Here is a 16,599-nt window from a genome sequence, read left to right as displayed (position 1 = left end):
GATGAGGTGTTTCCTGGCGCGGGACAGGGACCGGGTCACCCGCGTGACACACAGCGCCTCGTGATCAGGGGCCCGGGGGAGGTACGGATATGGACACGCCGCAGCTCGAGGCGTTCCTCGCCGTCGTCGACGTGGGGAGCTTCACCAGGGCGGCCGCCCGGCTCGGGGTTTCACAACCCGCGGTGACCAACAGAGTGCGAGGTCTGGAGCAGAGCCTGGGGACCGAACTGCTCAGGAGACTTCCCCACGGCGTCACGCCGACCCCGGCCGGCGACGAACTCGTCCCGTACGCCCGGGACATCGTGGCACTGACCACGCGCGCGCTGCGCGTCGTCGCCTCACGGGACCGGCCCTGCGGCACAGTCCGGGTCGGCACCCTCGGCAGTCTGACCGGCCACCGGCTGCTGCCCCTGATCGAGTACGTGTACCTGCGCTACCCGGACGTGGAGATCTCCATGTGCTCCCCGACCGACGGGGACGCTCTGTCCCACGTCCGGGACGGCCGCTTCGACTGCGCCTTCTTCGTGGACTGCGTGCGCCGCCACAAGGACCTGGAGACCCGCCTCCTCTGCCCCGAACCGCTGGTTCTCGTGGCGGGGCCGGACCACCCGCTCACCGCGTCCGACCACGTCTGCGCAGAGGACCTGCGCGGTGCCACACTGGTCCGCTCCGATCAGTACGCCGCCTACCACCGCCGCTTCGAGCAGGCCATCGGGGTGTCACGGCCCGCCGAACTGCGGCTGTTCGCGCTGGACTCGTTCGACGCGGTGAAGCGGAGCGTCGCCAACGGCATCGGCGTCGCCCTGGTGCCGGAGGTCGCCGTGGAGAAGGACCTCCTCTCCGGAGATCTGCGCCGGGTCGCCTGGACCCCGCCGTTCGAGACGTGCACCCAGGTGGCCTGGCGGCGGAACAACCCGCGCAACCCCGCGCTGGACGTGCTGGTACAGGCCGCAGCGCGAGTGGTGGAGGAGCAGTTGTCGGACCGCCTGCAGGCGACCGGCTGAACCGGCGCCGCGACCGCAGGTCGTGGCCTGACGCATCGCCCGTACGTTCTCGACCGTCCGGCGCACTGGGCCCCCGTACGACACGGGCGGCTTGTAGCGGCGGCGTACGGGCTCTGTATCACCGCAGGAAAAGCTCGGCATGTGCCGCCCGGCCCGGCCGTTTCACCGGTTCCAGAAACGGTGTGCGCGCCGACGTCCCCGGGCGGGAAACCACTGACGGGAGGCGTCATGGCTCTACCCCAGCTCTCTGCACCTCGTCTCGCCATCGACGGTGGTCCACCGGTCCGTGACGGGCGCACGCCGTGGCCCGAGTGGCCGCAGCGGGCGGACGACGCGCCGCAGGCGTTGCTGTCCGTGCTGGACAGCGGAAGGTGGGCGATCAGCAGCCCCTACCGTGGTGAACTCGCCGAGCGCCGCTTCGCGGCGATGTTCGCCGAGTACACCGGCACGCGGTACTGCGTCCCGACCGACCACGGCTCCAGCGCCCTGGTGATCGCACTGGAGTCCCTCGGCCTGGAGCACGGTGAGCGTGTGCTCGTACCGGCGCTGACCTGGACCGCTTCGGCAACCGCGGTGCTGAGGGCCGGCCTTGTGCCGGTACTGGTCGATGTCGATCCCTGGACCGGGTGCGTGGGTCCCGACGCGGTGGACCCCACCGTGGACGCGCGGGCGCTGCTGGTCGTGCACTGGGCCTGCGGCATGGCCGATGTGCCGGCTCTGTCCTCGGTCACCGACCCGCTGGGCATGTCGGTGATCGAGGACGCTGCCCAGGCGCACGGAGCACGGTGGCAGGGCCGCGCCGCGGGATCGCTGGGCAGGCTCGGCTGCTTCAGCATGCAGCAGGGCAAGGTCCTCACCTGTGGCGAGGGCGGGGCCGTCGTCACCAACGACGACGCACTCGCCCCGGTCCTGGAGGAACTGCGCGCGGACTCTCGGCGCTACCGGCCGACGCCCCGGGAGGGCGCCCTCGAATTGGTGGACACCGCCTCCACCATGGGCTCCAACTACTGTCTGGGAGAGTTCGCCTCGGCCCTGCTCTGCTCCCAACTGCGGTTGCTCGACCGGCAGCACGCGGTGCGCAACAACAACTACCAGCGGCTGGCCGCCGCGCTGTCCGGAGTGTCCGGGGTACGGCTGCTGCGCCATCGGCCCGAGCAGGACCGGTTGTCGTTGTACGAGATACCGATCGTCTTCGACCCTCTGCCGGGGGACATGGGCAACGCCTGGGTGGCCGACGCGCTGTCCGCCGAACTCGGCGTCCATGTCTACACCCCGCGCGTTCCGTTGTCGCGCAGCCCCCTGCTGCGCCCGTGGACGAAGCCGACCGTCACCCCGCTCGCCGACCGCTTCGTCGCGGTCCACCGCGGACGAACCTATCCCGGCGCGGAGTACCTGTCCTCCCACTCGATCCTGCTGCACCACAGCGCCTTCCTGGGTGGCGAACGGGATATGGACGACATCGCGGCAGCCGTCGAAAAGGTCGCGGACCGCATCCGTTCCCGGACCGCCCGCCCCCGGGTCGGCGCGGCCCCCCTGGAGGTCGGACATGAGTGACCCGCAGCCCGACGAGGAGATCCGACAGGGCATCACCGTGGTCGTGCCCGTGAAGGGACGGGTGGAACTGATGCGCAGACTGCTGGAGAGCCTCGCCGCCGCCGTCCCGTACTGCGCCGAGCCCGCCGAGGTGGTCGTGGTGGACGACTCACCGGAGACCGAGGCGGCCGAGCACCGCGCGAACTGCCGTCGTTACGACGCCAGGTACGTCGAGGGACCCTCCCACGTCGGTGCCAAGCGCAACCTGGGCGCGCGCCTCGCCCGGTACGACCTGGTCTGCTTCATCGACTCCGACTGCCGGGCGGACCCGGAGCTGCTCGACCGGCACGTGAAGGCGTTGCGTACCGCTCCCCCCGAGGTGGCCGCGATCGCGGGACCCGCCGTGCTCGCCGAGGGCGACACGGTCGTGTACCGCCTGATGCGCCGGTCGTGGCTGCTCAACGGTCACCACGAGGACCCCCGGCGCTATACCCGCATGACCAGTGCGGCCACCTGCAATCTCGCCGTGCGGCGTGAGGTGTTCCAGGCCGTGGGGGGGTTCCCGGAGAACTCCCCGCATCCGACCGGAGGCGAGGACGTCGAGTTCGGGCTGAGGCTGATCGATGCCGGCCATTACACCGCGTGCGAGCCGACGGCCGTCGTCACGCACGACAGCGCCAGCAGCGACACCTTCGGCGCGGTGTTCCGGCGGCTGACGAACTACGGGCGCTCCGAGCAGTGGCTGTGCGTCGTCCGGCCGGAGCGCCGGCGCCGGCGCGTGAACCCGGTCAGTACGCTCGCCCTGACCACCGTGGCGGCCCTGGCCACGAGCCGTCGCACGCGCGGACGCAGTCTGCTGGCCGTGCCGGCCGCCTTCGGGGTGTTGCTGGCGGCGCAGGCCCGGCCGCTGCTCGGCGACGACAGGTCGGTACGGGCGCTGGCGGAGTCCGCCGGCTGCGCGATGCTGGAGTGGATCTTCGACCTGGGCGCGGTCGACGGGGCCGTACGGGAACGCCGGCCCGGGCTGCTCTTCGCCGGCTTCTCCTGGCCGGACGACACCGCCCACCTCCGTACCGGGGAGCAGTGATGCGTCTCGTCGGCCACACACACCGCCCGCCGCAGGCCCGCGAAGAACACGTGCCCCTGGCCGCCGGCCAGGAGACGCTGTGGGAGCTGATGAGGGCGCTGGCCCCCAGTGACCCGGGCGCGGCGCGGCTGCCCGTGGTGGACTTCCGGCTGCTGAGCGGTGAGCTGGAACCGGCCGCTCTGGAAGGGGCGCTCGGGGACCTCATCCACCGGCACCACGCGCTCAGGACCGTGTTCGCCTCGGCCGACGACGAGCCGGTGCTGCACGTCCGGCCCGAGGGGCAGGTGCCACTGCACCATGTGGACCTGTCCGGGCTGCCCCCGGCGGAGCGGTCGCGGCAGCTGGACGCCCTCGTACACCGCGAGAGGTTCGCCGTCTTCGACCTGGCCCGCGGCCCGCTGTGGCGGGTGCACCTGGTGCGTACGTCGGCACACGAGTACCTGGCCGCTGTCAGCTTCTACCACGTGATCTCGGACGGCTGGGCGTGCAGCGTGTTCTTCGAGGACTGGATGCATGCATACCGGGCACGCCTCGGACAGCGAGCGCCGCAGGAGCACCTGGACGTCTCGCTGCGGGACGCCGCGGACCAGCAGCGCGCCGACCTCCCGGTGAGCGCCGCTCACGACGCCTACTGGCGCGCGCGTCTGCTGCCCCTGCCCACGCGGCCGGTGTTCCCGCCGCGCGTCCGCTCCCCGGAGGCGGACCTCACGGCCGAGGTGGCCCTGCCGTTCTCGTTCGACGACAGCACTGTCGGGGCGCTGCGCGAGGTGGCCTGGCGGGCGCGGACCACACCGTTCCTCGCGCTGCTCGCGGCGTACCACGTGCTGCTGTGTCACCTCACCCGGCGCGAGCGGCTGGTCGCGGGCACCACGACGCTGGGCCGGGGCGCCGGCGTCTGGCGCCGGGTGGTGAGCCAGTTCACCAACAACGTCTACCTGGAGATCCCCACGTCCGGGGCGTCCTCCTTCCTCGACGCGGTCCGGGCCACGCACGCCACGATGGCGGAGGCGGTCGCCCACACCTCCTCGTTCGGCCGGATCGCCCGTGCGGTCCGCCCGTCCTTCGACCGTGAACGGCCATGGCCGTTCCTGAACCTGTTCGACTACTGGTTCCAGTCCGCCGCGCCGGCGGCGCCCGACCTGTCACATCCGGAACTGTCGGTCCGTCAGGTCGGCCCCGGGGGCCAGGGCGCTCTGGACACCGAGGCCCCGCTGCTCAGGGCCCGGGAGGTGGGCGACAGTCTGCCGGTGTGGGCCCGTCGCGGGGTCCCCCTCGTCATCGTCGACGACGACCGCAGGGGCGGTGTGCTGGTCTACAACCGGGACGTCTACGACACGGGAATGGTCGCGGAACTGGCGGAGACCTACCGGTGGTTCGTGACCGCCGTCGTCACAGAGCCGGAGCGGACGCTGCGGGACGTGCTCGCCGCCCTGCCCGGCTCGGCCCGCCTGGAGTGAGCCACCGACCGGAGTGGGTTTCGTCGATGACACCGATGACGGGAACAGCACGGGACGTCGTGGACACGGTCACGGTGCTGACCGGCCCGGACCGCGGCGGCGGCACGCTGAAGGCCCTCGACGCGGCGAGCGGAGCGCGCCTGGCCGTGGCCACGCTGCGCGCTCTGGCCCACGCGCCGTCCGCCTCCGTCGACCGCGCTGCGGCGCGGCACCTGCCCGCCTGCCGCGCCGAACAGTACGTGGCGGCCCGTACCCTGCTGCGCCGCGTGCTGGCCGAGAGCGGCCACCCGCTCGCCGCCGGCGAGCCGATCGTCGCCGGGCCGCGGGGCCGACCGCTGCTGCCCGGCGCCACAGGCACCGCCGTCAGCCTGTCCCACAGCGGCGAGTGGGTCGCCGCGGCGGTGCTCACCGCGGCCCCGGGCGGCCCGGCACCGGAGATCGGCGTGGACGTCCAGACGCCCTGTACGCCCAGCCCGGGACTGGTGCGGCGGTGCTGCCAGGGGACCGTCCCCCGGGCTCTGGCCGCGCTGCCGGACGCGGACCTCGCCCGGGAGTTCGCCTGGATATGGTCCGCGCAGGAAGCCTGCGTCAAGGCGACGGGACAGGGGCTGGCCGGCCGGCCCTGGACGATCCCGGTCCGGCCGGGGGAACGGTCCGGAAACTGGCGGCACCTGCGCTGGCGCTCGCTGCGCGGGCTGTCCCCCGTCCCTCTCGCCTATGCCGTCGGCCCGGTGGGAGCCGGCCCCGCCACCCGTCCGCAGTCAACTCGACCGAGGGGAGGACCCCGTGTCCCCGAACCCCCTGTCCCAGGGAACGCTCTTTGACTGGTTCCGCAGTACTGCCGAGCGTTTCCCCCACGAGAGCGCACTCGACGTCGGTGCGCACACGCTCACTTACGAGCAGCTGCACGAGCTCGCGGAGCGGACCGCGACAGCGCTGGTGCGCGCCGCCGGCCGGCCACCGCGCGCGGTGGGTCTGCTCGTCGCGCGCCGGCCGGCCACGTACGTGGCGTATCTGGCGATCTGCCGGATCGGCGCGGTCGTCGTACCGCTGCATCCGGCCGTCCCTGCCGGCCGCAACGAGTACGCCGCACGCAGCGCCGGAGTCGAGCTCCTGGTGGACTCCGGGCGAACGCCCGAGGCGGCGGAGCTGGCCCGGGCCACCGGTAGCACGCTGCTGCCGCTGGACGATCTCGAGCATCCGGGCGGTGCCGCGTCCGGCACGCGGTGGTCCGACGCCTGTGCCGCCCGGCCCGACGACGTCGCGTACGTCCTGTTCACCTCCGGTTCCACGGGTCGGCCCAAGGGGGTCCCGATCCGGCACCGCAATCTCGCGGCCTATCTGTCCTCACACGCCGAGCGGTACGCGATCGGTCCGGGCAGCCGACTCTCCCAGACGTTCGACCTGACGTTCGATCCATCGGTCTTCGACATGTTCGTCAGCTGGACGTCGGGAGCCACCCTCGTGGTGCCCCAGCGCGACGAGATCATGCGCCCCGTGGAGTTCGTCAACCGAGGCCGTATCAGCCACTGGTTCTCGGTGCCCTCCGTCATCTCCCTCGCCCGCAGGATGCGCGCCCTGCCCGGGAACGCCATGCCCGACCTCCGCTTCAGCCTCTTCGCCGGGGAACAACTCACCCTCGACCAGGCCGAGGCGTGGCAGGCTGCCGCGCCGGCGAGCACCGTCGAGAACCTGTACGGGCCCACGGAGCTGACCGTCACCTGCACCGGGTACCGTCTGCCCGACGACCGCCGCCGGTGGCCGCGCACGTCCAATGGCACCGTCCCGATCGGCCGACCGCATCCGCACGTGGACGTGCTCGTCGTGGACGAGGACGGACGCGAGGGGCGCGCCGGCGAGCTGTGCGTCCGTGGACCGCAGCGATTCGACGGCTACCTGGACCAGGGGGACGACCGCGGTGCCTTCCTGCGTCCTGACGCCGGGCGGGCCGTGCCCGTGACGGGCGCGACCGGTCCCGAGTGCTGGTACCGCACCGGTGACCATGTCGGGTACGAGGACGGGGAACTGGTCCATCTGGGCCGGCTGGACGATCAGGTGAAGGTTCGCGGGCACCGGGTGGAGCCCGGGGAGGTCGAAGCGATCCTGCGAGGGCATCCCCGCGTACGGGAGGTCGTCGTCCTGCCCGTGCGGACGGCGCAGACGACCGGCCTGCACGCCTACTACCTCACGGACGACGACAGCGACGCCCCGGACCTGCGCGACTGGGCCGCCGAGGCCCTGGCCCCGTACATGCTTCCGGACCGCTTCTCCCGCGTCGACGGCTTCCCGACGACACCGAACGGCAAGACCGACCGCCGCCGCATGGCCCGTACGGCCACCGAACGCACCCCGGACCCCGACACGGGTACCCGACGATGACCTCTCCCGCGCGGGCCCGCACACGGCGGTGCGGCCAGGCAGCGAACGGCCCGGCCGCTACCGCGCGCCCGGCGTCCCGGGAGGTGGTCTGACTGGCCCGCTCCGCGCCGGCCGCGCCGGTACGTACCGGTGTGCTGGGCTGTGCATCGATCGCCTGTCGCCGGCTGTTGCCCGCGATGTGTGCCTGCCCCGAGGTGGACCTGGTCGTGGTCGCCGGCCGGGACCCGGCGCGCACGGAGCGCGTGGCGGCACGCTTCGGCGCCGAGCCGGCCCCGGCCTACGAGCAGGTGCTCGAACGCGCCGACATCGAGGCGGTGTACATCCCGCTGCCCAACAGCCTCCACCATCACTGGGCGTCGGCCGCGCTCCAGGCGGGCAAGCACGTGCTGGTGGAGAAGCCGATGGCCATGACCGCGGAGGAGGTCGCGGACCTCGTCTCCCTGGCCGCCGACCGGAACCTCGTCCTGCGGGAGAACGTCATGTTCCCGCACCACCCGAGGCACCGGCGGGTACGGGAACTCCTGGACGGCGGGACGATCGGACGGCTCCGCGGCGTCCACGCGGTCTTCGGCATCCCGATGCCGCCGCCGGGCGACATACGCCACCGTCCCGAGCTGGGGGGCGGGGCGCTCCTGGATGTCGGGGTGTATCCCGTGCGCGCGGCGCAGCTCTTCGTGGACGGGGCGCTGCGGGTCGCCGGAGCGTGCGTCGAGGAGGACGCGGACACCGGCGTGGACGTGTCCGGCAGCGCGCTGCTGCACACGGCGGACGGCGTCCTCGCGACGCTGGCCTTTGGTTACGGGGTTTCCTACCGGGGCGCGTACGAGCTGTGGGGCGAGGAGGGGCGAATCACCGTCGAGCGGGCCTTCGCTCCGGTGCGCGGGGTGTCAGCCGTCCGCGTGGAGCGGGACGGCCGGACCGAGGAGGTCCTCGTGCCGCCGTGGGACCAGGTGCGCGGGGCGGTGGAGACCTTCGCCCGGTCGGTACGGCAGCCGGACCCGGCTCCCGCGGAGGGCGCGGTGAGCCGGGCGCGGCTGCTGTCGGAGGTGAGGGCCACGGCGCACCGGTCCACGTGCGCCGTTCCCCCACCGACCTGACGGAGCCAACCCTTCGGACCCTGCCGACCGCACTGGCCTTACGGGCGCTTCTGGCCCCTCACGCACCTCACCGAACCCACGGCCTGAGCGCTGCTCACTGCGGCACCGCGCGGGCGGCGATCGCCACGCCCAGGACCGCGACGAGCAGCGTCGCCAGGGCCGCCCGCAGACCCCACTGGCCGGCCAGCGCGCCGATCACGGGAGGCGCGAGGAGAAAGCCGGGCCACTGCCCGACGACCGCCACCGAGACCCCCTCCCCCGCAGTCAGCCCGGGCTGGTTCCCCGCCACCGCGAAGGCCATGGGAGTGACACAGGCGATGCCCAGCCCGAGCAGCGCGAACCCACCGAACGCTGTGGCCGGGTGCGGCCAGGCCACCACGGCCACCGCGCCGAACCCGGCCGCGAGTGAGCACAGGCGCAGCATCCTGCGCCGCCCGAGCCGTTCGGTCAGCCAGTCGCCCCGCAGCCGTGTCACCGCCATGGCCACGGCGTATGTGGTGTACACCGCCGCCGCCGACGCGGAGGCGAGTCCCAGCGTGTCGGCGGCGTAGATGGCGCTCCACTGTGTCACCGCCCCCTCGATGAAGGATGCCTGGAAGGCGATGACGGCAAGCAGCAGCAGGCGCGGGGTGACCCGTCGGCGGATGCGCCGCATCGGCCCTTCCGCGCCCCGGTCGCGAGGGGCCGGCCGCTGATCGGGCAACCAGCGGCCCGTCGCCACAAGGGACGCGCCGAGCACCAGACTGGTCACGGCCATCTGCGTCGCGGGGGTGACGCCCAGCGCGGCGGCCAGGGTGCCCAGCAGCCCTCCGCACAGCACGGCGATGCTGAAACTGGCGTGGAAGCCGGACAGCAGGGGGCGGCCGTAGCTCCGTTCGACCTCAACCGCCTGGGCGTTCATGGGGACGGACAGCAGGCTCGCGGCGAACCCCCAGGTCGCCAGGCCCGCGATCAGCGCCACCGGAGTGGAGGCCGACGCCATCAAAGGGGCGTTGACCAGGAGGAGGGCGGCCCCCGCCCAGCTCATCCGGCGGATGCCCGTCTGCCCGATCAGTACGGTGACCAGGGCCAGGGCGACCAGATCACCGCCCGTGGAAGCGGTGTTGGCCAGCCCCCAGGCGGCCTCCCCCATGCCGACGGCATGCCGGACCTCGGGAACACGCGCCGACCACCCTCCGACGGCCGATCCCATGATCGCGAAAACCAGGCAGACCGAGATCCGGGCCCGCACGGCCTCGCGGGAGGGCGCCGGTGCACGGGCACACGGCGCGGTGTTGGCACCGGTTTCGTTCACGTGACTCAGCTCCTTGGACGACGGGCCCCAGGTCCGGGAGGGACCGACTCACACGAGCAGGACGGTGTCCGCGGCCTCGCGGACCGGGACCACCGCCGTCTCCCGGCGCCGCAGGGCACGGCCGTAGGCGCGGAGCAGCTCCGGGATCCGGTGAACCCGTCCGAGGCCGCGGGTTTCCGCGGGAACGAGGAAGTGGTGGTGGACCAGCTCCTCCAGGACACGATCGGCGGTCCTCTCCGGAATACCCAGCTCCGTCCTGAGTGTGCTGGACGAAACGCGGGAGGTGCCCGACGAGGCGAGCCGTTCGAAGGCCGACCGGGCCACCGGATCGAGTGCACGGTAACTCTCCGTGAGCCGGGTGCGGACGGACAGGTCGCCGACGACGAGCTCGTCCAGCCGCCGGCTGTGGTCCGCCAGGCGATGCGCCATCGCCGACAACGATGCCGTCGTCCCCGCGGTCAGCCGGGCGCCGACGATGCGCAGGGCCAGCGGCAGCCGGTCGCATGCCTCGACGACCCTGACCGCCTCCTCCGGCTCGGCGTCGACCTGCCCCCGACCGGCCAGCGCCGCGAGGAGCTGGAGGGACTCGGTGCCGCTGAGCGGAGGCAGGGCGAACCGCTCATGGACGTCGAGTTCCACGAGCGGTGGCCGGCTCGTGATGAGGGCCATGCTGCGTCCGGCACCGGGAAGAAAGGGGCGGATCTGCACCGCGTCGGCCACGTCGTCCAGCACGATGAGCATGGCGCGTTCGGCGACCATCGCCCGGTACACCGCTGTCTGCTGGTGCTCGTCGACCGGGATCGCCGACTGCGGCAGCCCGAGGGCGGCGAGGAGTTCCAGCATGACCTCGCCGGTGGCGCGGGGAGCGCCGGTGGCGCTGCCGAACGACACGAAGAGCTGGCCGTCGGGAAACAGGGGACGCATCTGGTAGGCGGCGTTCACCACGGTCGCTGTCTTGCCGACCCCGGCGGGCCCGAAGACGGAGACGACGGTGGCGTTGGCCCGCTCGGCGACCGCGTCGCTCTGGGACGCCGCGATCCTGCGCAGTTCCCCGAGGAGGTACTCGCGGCCGACGAAGTCGGGGGGCCGGGTGGGTAGGTCGCAGGGAGCGGGAGCCATGGCGCGGGCCGGTGCCGCGCCCGGGGCGGGAGCATACAGAGGCAGCGGGCCGGCCGAGCCGTTGAGGATGGCCGAGTGCACGCTGCGCAGCTCGCCGCCAGGTTCCACAGCCAGCTCCTCCAGCAGACGGCGACGGGCCTGCTGGTAGACCTCCAGAGCCTCGGCCGCGCGCCCGGCGCCGCTGAGCGCCATCATCAGCCGACCCCAGGTTCGTTCGCACAGCGGCCGCTCGGCGAGTATCTCCCGCAGCCGAGGGATGACCTGCTCATGGCGGCCCAGGGCGAGTTGCGCGTCGACCAGGGCGGAGGCCGCGGACCACCGCTCCTCCTCCAGGACGGTCAGCTTCGCCGTGAGTGCCTGCCCCACGTCCAGCCCCTCCGCGGGACTCCCCCGCCACATGCGCAGGGCCCGGCCGAAGCACTCGGCGGCGCCGTCGTGATCGGCGTTGCGGACCGCTCGTTCGCCCGCGCCGACGAGCGCCCGGAAGTTGAGCACGTCCAGTTCGCCGGGCCGGACCAGTATCCGGTAGCCGCCCGGATGGCTGGTCAGGCGCTGTGCGCCGTCGTCCAGTCGGTGCAGTTGGCGACGTAACTCGTGCACATAGGTGCGGATGTTGGCCAGCGCCGAGTTGGGCGGCTCGCCCGGCCAGATCGCGCCGGTGATCGTGTCGATGGGGACAGTGCGGCCGTGGTGCAGCAGCAGGACAGCCAGGAGGGCCCGCGATCGTCTGCCGCCCAGTCGCAGAGAACGACCGGTGCTCTGAACGTCCAAGGGGCCCAACAGTCGGAAATCCACTCGTTCTCCCTGTGTAGCCGTACAACCATCGGCGGAGCCGCGGCACCGGCCCGCGCACCGCGCGATGGGATTGCCACGGGCAACTGCCAGGGACAGGTGGGGCAGGGGTACAGGTAGAGCAGAGGTACGGGTGCACCGACTACCCAGCCTCACAAGTGTCATGCCCGTGCCTTGTGAAATCGCTCTCCGGGCGGGTTGTGACCCGGCGTTCGGCGGGCGTGTACGGATCCCGTAGCCCGCCTATATCGACTGCGACCAGTGTTGCCACGGCCAGCCTTCACTCCGAACGGCGCGGATGGTGACTCATGAGCAACGGCTGTTTGACCTGCGATGCCACCTCACTCGAAACCGTTTTCTCCTTCCGGCCCACTCCGCCGGCGAACGCCCTGACCGGCTCCGCACGGGACGCCCGCGAGTTGCAGCGGTACCCACTCGATCTCGCGCGCTGCGCGGGATGCGGCCATGTGCAGCTCGCCGACGAGGTACCGCGTGCGGAGCTGTTCTCCGCGTACCGCTACGCGACCGGAGCGGTCCCCGCCCTCCTCGACCACTGCGCCGCCCTCGCCGCGGACGCCGTCCGGCGCTGTCGTCTGGCACCCGGCGACCGCGTGGTCGAGATCGGCTCCAACGACGGCACGCTGCTGCGCTGCTTCCGGGACACGGGAATGCGCGTGCTGGGCATCGATCCGGCCGCGGATCTCACCGAAGAGGCGTGCCGCCGGGGGCTGCCGAGCCTGACCGCCTTCTTCGACGCCTCCGTCGCCGAGAAGGTGCGGCAGGAGCACGGCGGCGCGGACGTGGTCGTCGCCAACAACGTCCTCGCCCATGTCGACGACGTACGCGGGGTGCTGGACGGGATCCGCGTCCTGTTGGAGCCCGGCGGTCACGCCGTGGTCGAGGTGGCGCACGTGCTGCCGATGGCCGGCCAGGGCGCGTTCGAGTTCGTCTACCACGAGCACCTGTCCTACTTCTCCCTGCACGCGCTGTCCCGGGTGGCCGAGGAGCACGGGCTGACGGTCGTGGACGTGCAGCGGATCCCCACGCAGGGCGGGTCCCTGCGTTGCTGGCTGCGCCGCAGCGACGGGCAGCCGCGTCCCGCCCGGACGGCCGCCGTGGAACACCTGCTGGCCGAGGAGGCGTCGGCCGGTGTACCGGACGGCAGCTTCCTGGCCGACTTCCCCTCCCGGGTCGAGAGGGTGGCGAGCCGTCTGAACGACGTCATCGGCGGACTCACCCGCCTCGGCCGCCGGGTGTGCGGGTACGGCGCCTCGGCGCGCGCCGTGACCCTGCTGGCGCAGTCGGGGGCCGGCGAGCACATCCCGTGGATCGTGGACGACAACGCGCGCAAGGTCGGTCTCTACACGCCGGGGGACGGCATCGAGGTCCGTGACACGGCCCGGCTGCGGGAGGAGGACATCGACTACTGCGTGCTCTTCGCGTGGAACTACGCCTCCGACATCCGGCGCCGGCACGCCCGGTTCGGCGGGGACTTCGTCGCGCCCCTGCCCGAGCTGACCATCGCGTGACACCTCCAAAGGAAGGAGCACGGCATGCGCGTACTCGTAACCGGAAACCGGGGCTACCTGGGTTCGGTCCTGTCGGACGTCCTGCGCGCCCGCGGCCACTCGGTCACCGGCTGGGACGCGGGGTACTTCGACCCTGTCGGACGCGGCGCGGCCATGCGGGACATCCGGGACATCAGGCCCGAGGACCTGCTGGGCTTCGACGCGGTCGTCCACCTGGCAGCGTTGTGCAACGACGCCTGCGGCGCGCTCGACGCGGGTGCGACGCACGAGATCAACGGGCGGGCGGCGGGAAACCTGGCCCGTGTCGCCAGGAGCACGGGAGTGGAGCGACTGGTGCTGGCCTCCTCGTGCAGCATCTACGGAGCGGCCGCGGCCGACGGTCTGGACGAGAACGCCGCCGTCAATCCCCTCACCGCCTATGCACGCAGCAAGGTCGACGCCGAGGCGGCGATCCGCAGCCTGTCCGGCGGGACCTTCTGCCCGACGGCGCTGCGCTTCGCCACGCTCTACGGCCTCAGTTCCTCCTTCCGCAGCGACCTGCTGGTCAACCGCATGGTGAGCTGCGCCTGGCGGTGGGACACCGTGTCCGTCCACGGGGAGGGCAGGGCCGCTCGTCCGCTGCTGCACGTGCGGGACGCCGCTGCCGCCATCGCCGAGTGTCTCGCGGCGGACGGGGCGACCGTGCAGGGCAAGGCGTTCAACGTGGGCCGAGAGGGTGAGAACTACGAGGTCCGTGAAGTGGCGGAACTCGTGCGGCAGCAGCGCCCGACCGCGCAGGTGCGCGCTGTCGGAACGAACGACGACCGCCGCAGTTACCGCGTGCGTTTCGACGCCTTCCGGCAGGCCTTCCCCGAGTGGCGGCCGTCGATGACGGTTCCCGTCGGCATCACGGAGCTGGAGGACGCCCTGGACGCCGTCCAGGTGGACGGCAAGCACGAATGGCGGGACGGGTGGGGGCGCAGCGACCGGAGCCTGTGGCTGCAGCGGCTGTGCAGTGAGGGAACCGTGTCGCAGTCCTTTCGTTGGACACCGGCCGAGGCCGCTCGCGGCGTACGCGTCTGAAACCTGACGGGCAATCGGAGGTAACCATGGCATCGCAGCAGCACAACGGCTCCCTCTACACCGGCCAGGAGGGGATCCTGCCGCCGGAGGGCGTGTACCGGGACGCCCGGGGCGAGATCATCAACCTGCCGCCCTTCCCGACGGTCGGGGTGCTGGTGATCAATTCCCGCCGGACGGCCGTGCGCGGCAATCACTGGCACGCGAACGAGAGCCATCTCATGTACGTGGCGTCCGGACGGATGCTGTACATCGAGGAGGACGAGAACGGCGAGCTGTTCACCCTGGAAATGGGTTCCCAGGACGCCGTGGTCAGTCCGAGGGGCCGGGCTCACTGCACCGTCTTCCTCGAGGACTCGGTGATCGTGGTCCTCTCCGACGCCGACCGCACCGGCCGGCGATACGAGGACGAGGTGGTCCGGGTGCCGCCGCTGAACGAGCGGCTGGACCTGTCCCGGTACGGGCTCGGCCGATGAGCCGAAGCCGGGGAAGGACCGTGTGAGATGGCCGTATCCGCCCGGATGTTCACAGAGACCATGAGCAGGACTCCCGCTCCGGTCACGGTCGCGACGACCACGACGCGCGACGGCCGCTCCTGGGGGTTCACCGCGAGTTCCTTCTGCTCGCTGTCCCTCGATCCCCCGCTCGTCCTGCTGTGCCTGGCCAGGGACGCCGGGTCGCACACGGCCTTCACCCAGGCCGGCGTCTTTCTGGTCAACGTCCTGGCCGCCGAACACGCCCATCTGGCGCGGCACTTCGCCACGCGGGGTGGCGAGAAGGTGGCCACCAGCGAGTTCGAACCGTGCGAGAAGGGGCTGCCGGGGCTGCATGAAGCGGCGGCCCGAGTCGCCTGCAGCACGTACGACATCCTCGCCGGCGGGGACCACAGCATCATCGTCGGGCTCGTGGAGGACACCCACATCGGTGACCGCCCCCCTCTCGCCTATTGCGACCGCACGTTCGCCAGGCCGGTGCCCGTGCCGGCGGCCACGACGACCGGTGTCATCCCCTGAGAGGAGCACCATGCCCACCATCCATGACCGTCCACGGAGCTGGCTCAATCCGTCCGACTGCGATCTGGCCGACTTCCGCGGCCATGTGGAGCGCACCACGAATCCGGCGGAGGTCCCTTCCGCCACGGACGTCGTCCACGGCATCCCGCTGTACGACGGTGAACTGCTGCGCCGACGGGCGGGTACGCCGGCGGGGCGACGCGAGATCCAGGCCGAGCTGGTCCGGGTGCTGCTGGACGGGCCGGGCATCGTCGTCTGCAAGCGCGCCTATCCCGATCCGTCAGTCGTGGACCGGGTCACCGGAGCGTTCGAGAAGATGATCGCGGACCAGCGTGCGGCGGGCTCGGCCCGGGGCGACCACTACGCCAGGCCCGGCACCAACGACCGGGTGTGGAACGCGGTCGAGAAGCTGGCGCTGCACGACCCGGAGGCGTTCGCCGAGTACCACGGCGAGGGCGTGACCGATCTGGTGTCGTCGGCCTGGCTGGGACCCGGTTACCAGCTCACCTCGCAGGTCAACGTCGTCAACCCGGGCGCCCCTGCCCAACGCGTGCACCGTGACTACCACTTCGGCTTCTTCTCCGACGAGGGCGCCGCCGCGTTCCCGACCCACGTCCACCGGGCCGCGCCGTCGCTCACCCTGCAGGGCGCCGTCGCGCACTGCGACATGCCGGTCGAAACGGGCCCCACCCTGTACCTGCCGTACTCGCAGACGTACGAACCCGGCTACCTCGCCTGGCAGCGGCCGGAGTTCCGGGCCTACTTCGACGACCATCACGTCCAGATGCCGCTGGAGAAGGGAGACGTCGTCTTCTTCAGCCCGGCGCTCTTCCACGCCGCCGGGGCCAACCGCACGACCGGGGTGCGGCGCATGGCGAACCTCCTCCAGGTGTCCTCGCCGTTCGGCCGGTCCATGGAGACCGTCGACCGGGAGGCGATGGTGAACGCGGTGTACCCGGTGTTGCTGCGGCGCAAGGCCGAGGGAGCCCCACCACACTGGCTACGGTGCGTCGTGGCGGCCTGCGCCGAGGGCTACGCCTTCCCCACCAACCTGGATCTGGACGCACCGGTCGACGGCCTCGCCCCGCCGTCCCAGGCGGACCTCGTACGGCGGGCGCTGGAGAGCGGCCGAAGCGCCGGCGCGCTCCGCGCAGACCTGGCGGCGGCAGCGCACCGGCGCCGAAGCCGACCCGACGCGGTCCCGGACCGGTCCGGTGAAGACGACTTGGGCTGAGA

The 16,599-nt window shown here is 72.2% G+C and carries 14 protein-coding genes; 12 read left to right on the top strand and 2 right to left on the bottom strand.

Annotation, left to right across the window (positions count from 1 at the left end):
• Positions 1–89: 89 nt before the first annotated feature.
• From SLINC_RS43890 to SLINC_RS43860, 7 genes are all read left to right on the top strand, one after another.
• On the top strand, positions 90–1,004 hold the full coding sequence (locus tag SLINC_RS43890; protein ID WP_067444059.1) for a LysR family transcriptional regulator: 915 nt from the start codon (positions 90–92) through the stop codon (positions 1,002–1,004).
• Between the two features lie 228 nt (positions 1,005–1,232).
• On the top strand, positions 1,233–2,558 hold the full coding sequence (locus SLINC_RS43885) for a DegT/DnrJ/EryC1/StrS family aminotransferase (protein ID WP_067444057.1): 1,326 nt from the start codon (positions 1,233–1,235) through the stop codon (positions 2,556–2,558).
• Positions 2,551–3,624 carry a glycosyltransferase family 2 protein gene (locus SLINC_RS43880; RefSeq protein WP_067444055.1) on the top strand — a complete coding sequence of 358 codons (1,074 nt, stop codon included), beginning with the start codon at positions 2,551–2,553 and terminating at the stop codon, positions 3,622–3,624. The genes SLINC_RS43885 and SLINC_RS43880 overlap by 8 nt, the downstream gene beginning before the upstream one ends.
• On the top strand, positions 3,624–5,081 hold the full coding sequence (locus SLINC_RS43875) for a condensation domain-containing protein (protein ID WP_067444053.1): 1,458 nt from the start codon (positions 3,624–3,626) through the stop codon (positions 5,079–5,081). Before SLINC_RS43880 ends, SLINC_RS43875 begins: the two co-directional genes overlap by 1 nt.
• 35 nt (positions 5,082–5,116) lie before the next feature.
• Positions 5,117–5,905: a 4'-phosphopantetheinyl transferase family protein gene (locus tag SLINC_RS43870; protein WP_079165245.1), complete on the top strand. Its 789-nt coding sequence runs from the start codon at positions 5,117–5,119 to the stop codon at positions 5,903–5,905.
• Entirely contained in the window at positions 5,868–7,460 is a 1,593-nt protein-coding gene (locus tag SLINC_RS43865) for an amino acid adenylation domain-containing protein (RefSeq protein WP_237282034.1), read from the top strand. Before SLINC_RS43870 ends, SLINC_RS43865 begins: the two co-directional genes overlap by 38 nt.
• A gap of 131 nt (positions 7,461–7,591) precedes the next feature.
• Complete coding sequence (locus SLINC_RS43860) at positions 7,592–8,557, top strand: Gfo/Idh/MocA family protein (protein ID WP_257785195.1); 966 nt, start codon at positions 7,592–7,594, stop codon at positions 8,555–8,557.
• A gap of 94 nt (positions 8,558–8,651) precedes the next feature.
• Here the strand turns inward: SLINC_RS43860 and SLINC_RS43855 are convergent, their stop codons facing one another.
• Together SLINC_RS43855 and SLINC_RS43850 are read right to left on the bottom strand one after the other, a co-directional pair.
• Positions 8,652–9,851 carry an MFS transporter gene (locus tag SLINC_RS43855; RefSeq protein WP_067444046.1) on the bottom strand — a complete coding sequence of 400 codons (1,200 nt, stop codon included), beginning with the start codon at positions 9,849–9,851 and terminating at the stop codon, positions 8,652–8,654.
• Positions 9,852–9,899: 48 nt separating this feature from the next.
• Positions 9,900–11,741: an AfsR/SARP family transcriptional regulator gene (locus SLINC_RS43850; protein WP_067444045.1), complete on the bottom strand. Its 1,842-nt coding sequence runs from the start codon at positions 11,739–11,741 to the stop codon at positions 9,900–9,902.
• A gap of 329 nt (positions 11,742–12,070) precedes the next feature.
• Between SLINC_RS43850 and SLINC_RS43845 the strand changes: the two genes are divergently transcribed.
• From SLINC_RS43845 to SLINC_RS43825, 5 genes are read left to right on the top strand one after another with little or no spacing between them, the layout of a single operon-like run.
• Positions 12,071–13,291 carry a class I SAM-dependent methyltransferase gene (locus tag SLINC_RS43845; protein ID WP_079165010.1) on the top strand — a complete coding sequence of 407 codons (1,221 nt, stop codon included), beginning with the start codon at positions 12,071–12,073 and terminating at the stop codon, positions 13,289–13,291.
• Positions 13,292–13,315: 24 nt separating this feature from the next.
• A complete protein-coding gene (locus tag SLINC_RS43840) occupies positions 13,316–14,353 on the top strand; it encodes an NAD-dependent epimerase/dehydratase family protein (protein ID WP_067444038.1) in 1,038 nt (345 codons plus the stop codon).
• 26 nt (positions 14,354–14,379) lie between these two features.
• Positions 14,380–14,826 (top strand): cupin domain-containing protein, encoded by a 447-nt coding sequence (locus SLINC_RS43835; RefSeq protein ID WP_067444036.1) that lies wholly within the window; start codon positions 14,380–14,382, stop codon positions 14,824–14,826.
• 60 nt (positions 14,827–14,886) lie between these two features.
• Entirely contained in the window at positions 14,887–15,363 is a 477-nt protein-coding gene (locus SLINC_RS43830; RefSeq protein WP_237282032.1) for a flavin reductase family protein, read from the top strand.
• Positions 15,364–15,373: 10 nt separating this feature from the next.
• Positions 15,374–16,597 (top strand): phytanoyl-CoA dioxygenase family protein, encoded by a 1,224-nt coding sequence (locus tag SLINC_RS43825; RefSeq protein WP_067444031.1) that lies wholly within the window; start codon positions 15,374–15,376, stop codon positions 16,595–16,597.
• The last annotated feature ends 2 nt before the right edge of the window (positions 16,598–16,599 follow it).

Source organism: Streptomyces lincolnensis (assembly GCF_001685355.1).
Taxonomy (GTDB): Bacteria; Actinomycetota; Actinomycetes; order Streptomycetales; family Streptomycetaceae; genus Streptomyces; species Streptomyces lincolnensis.
The sequence above is the reverse complement of the archived record's forward strand: the minus strand, read 5'-3'. Positions and strand labels throughout refer to the sequence as shown.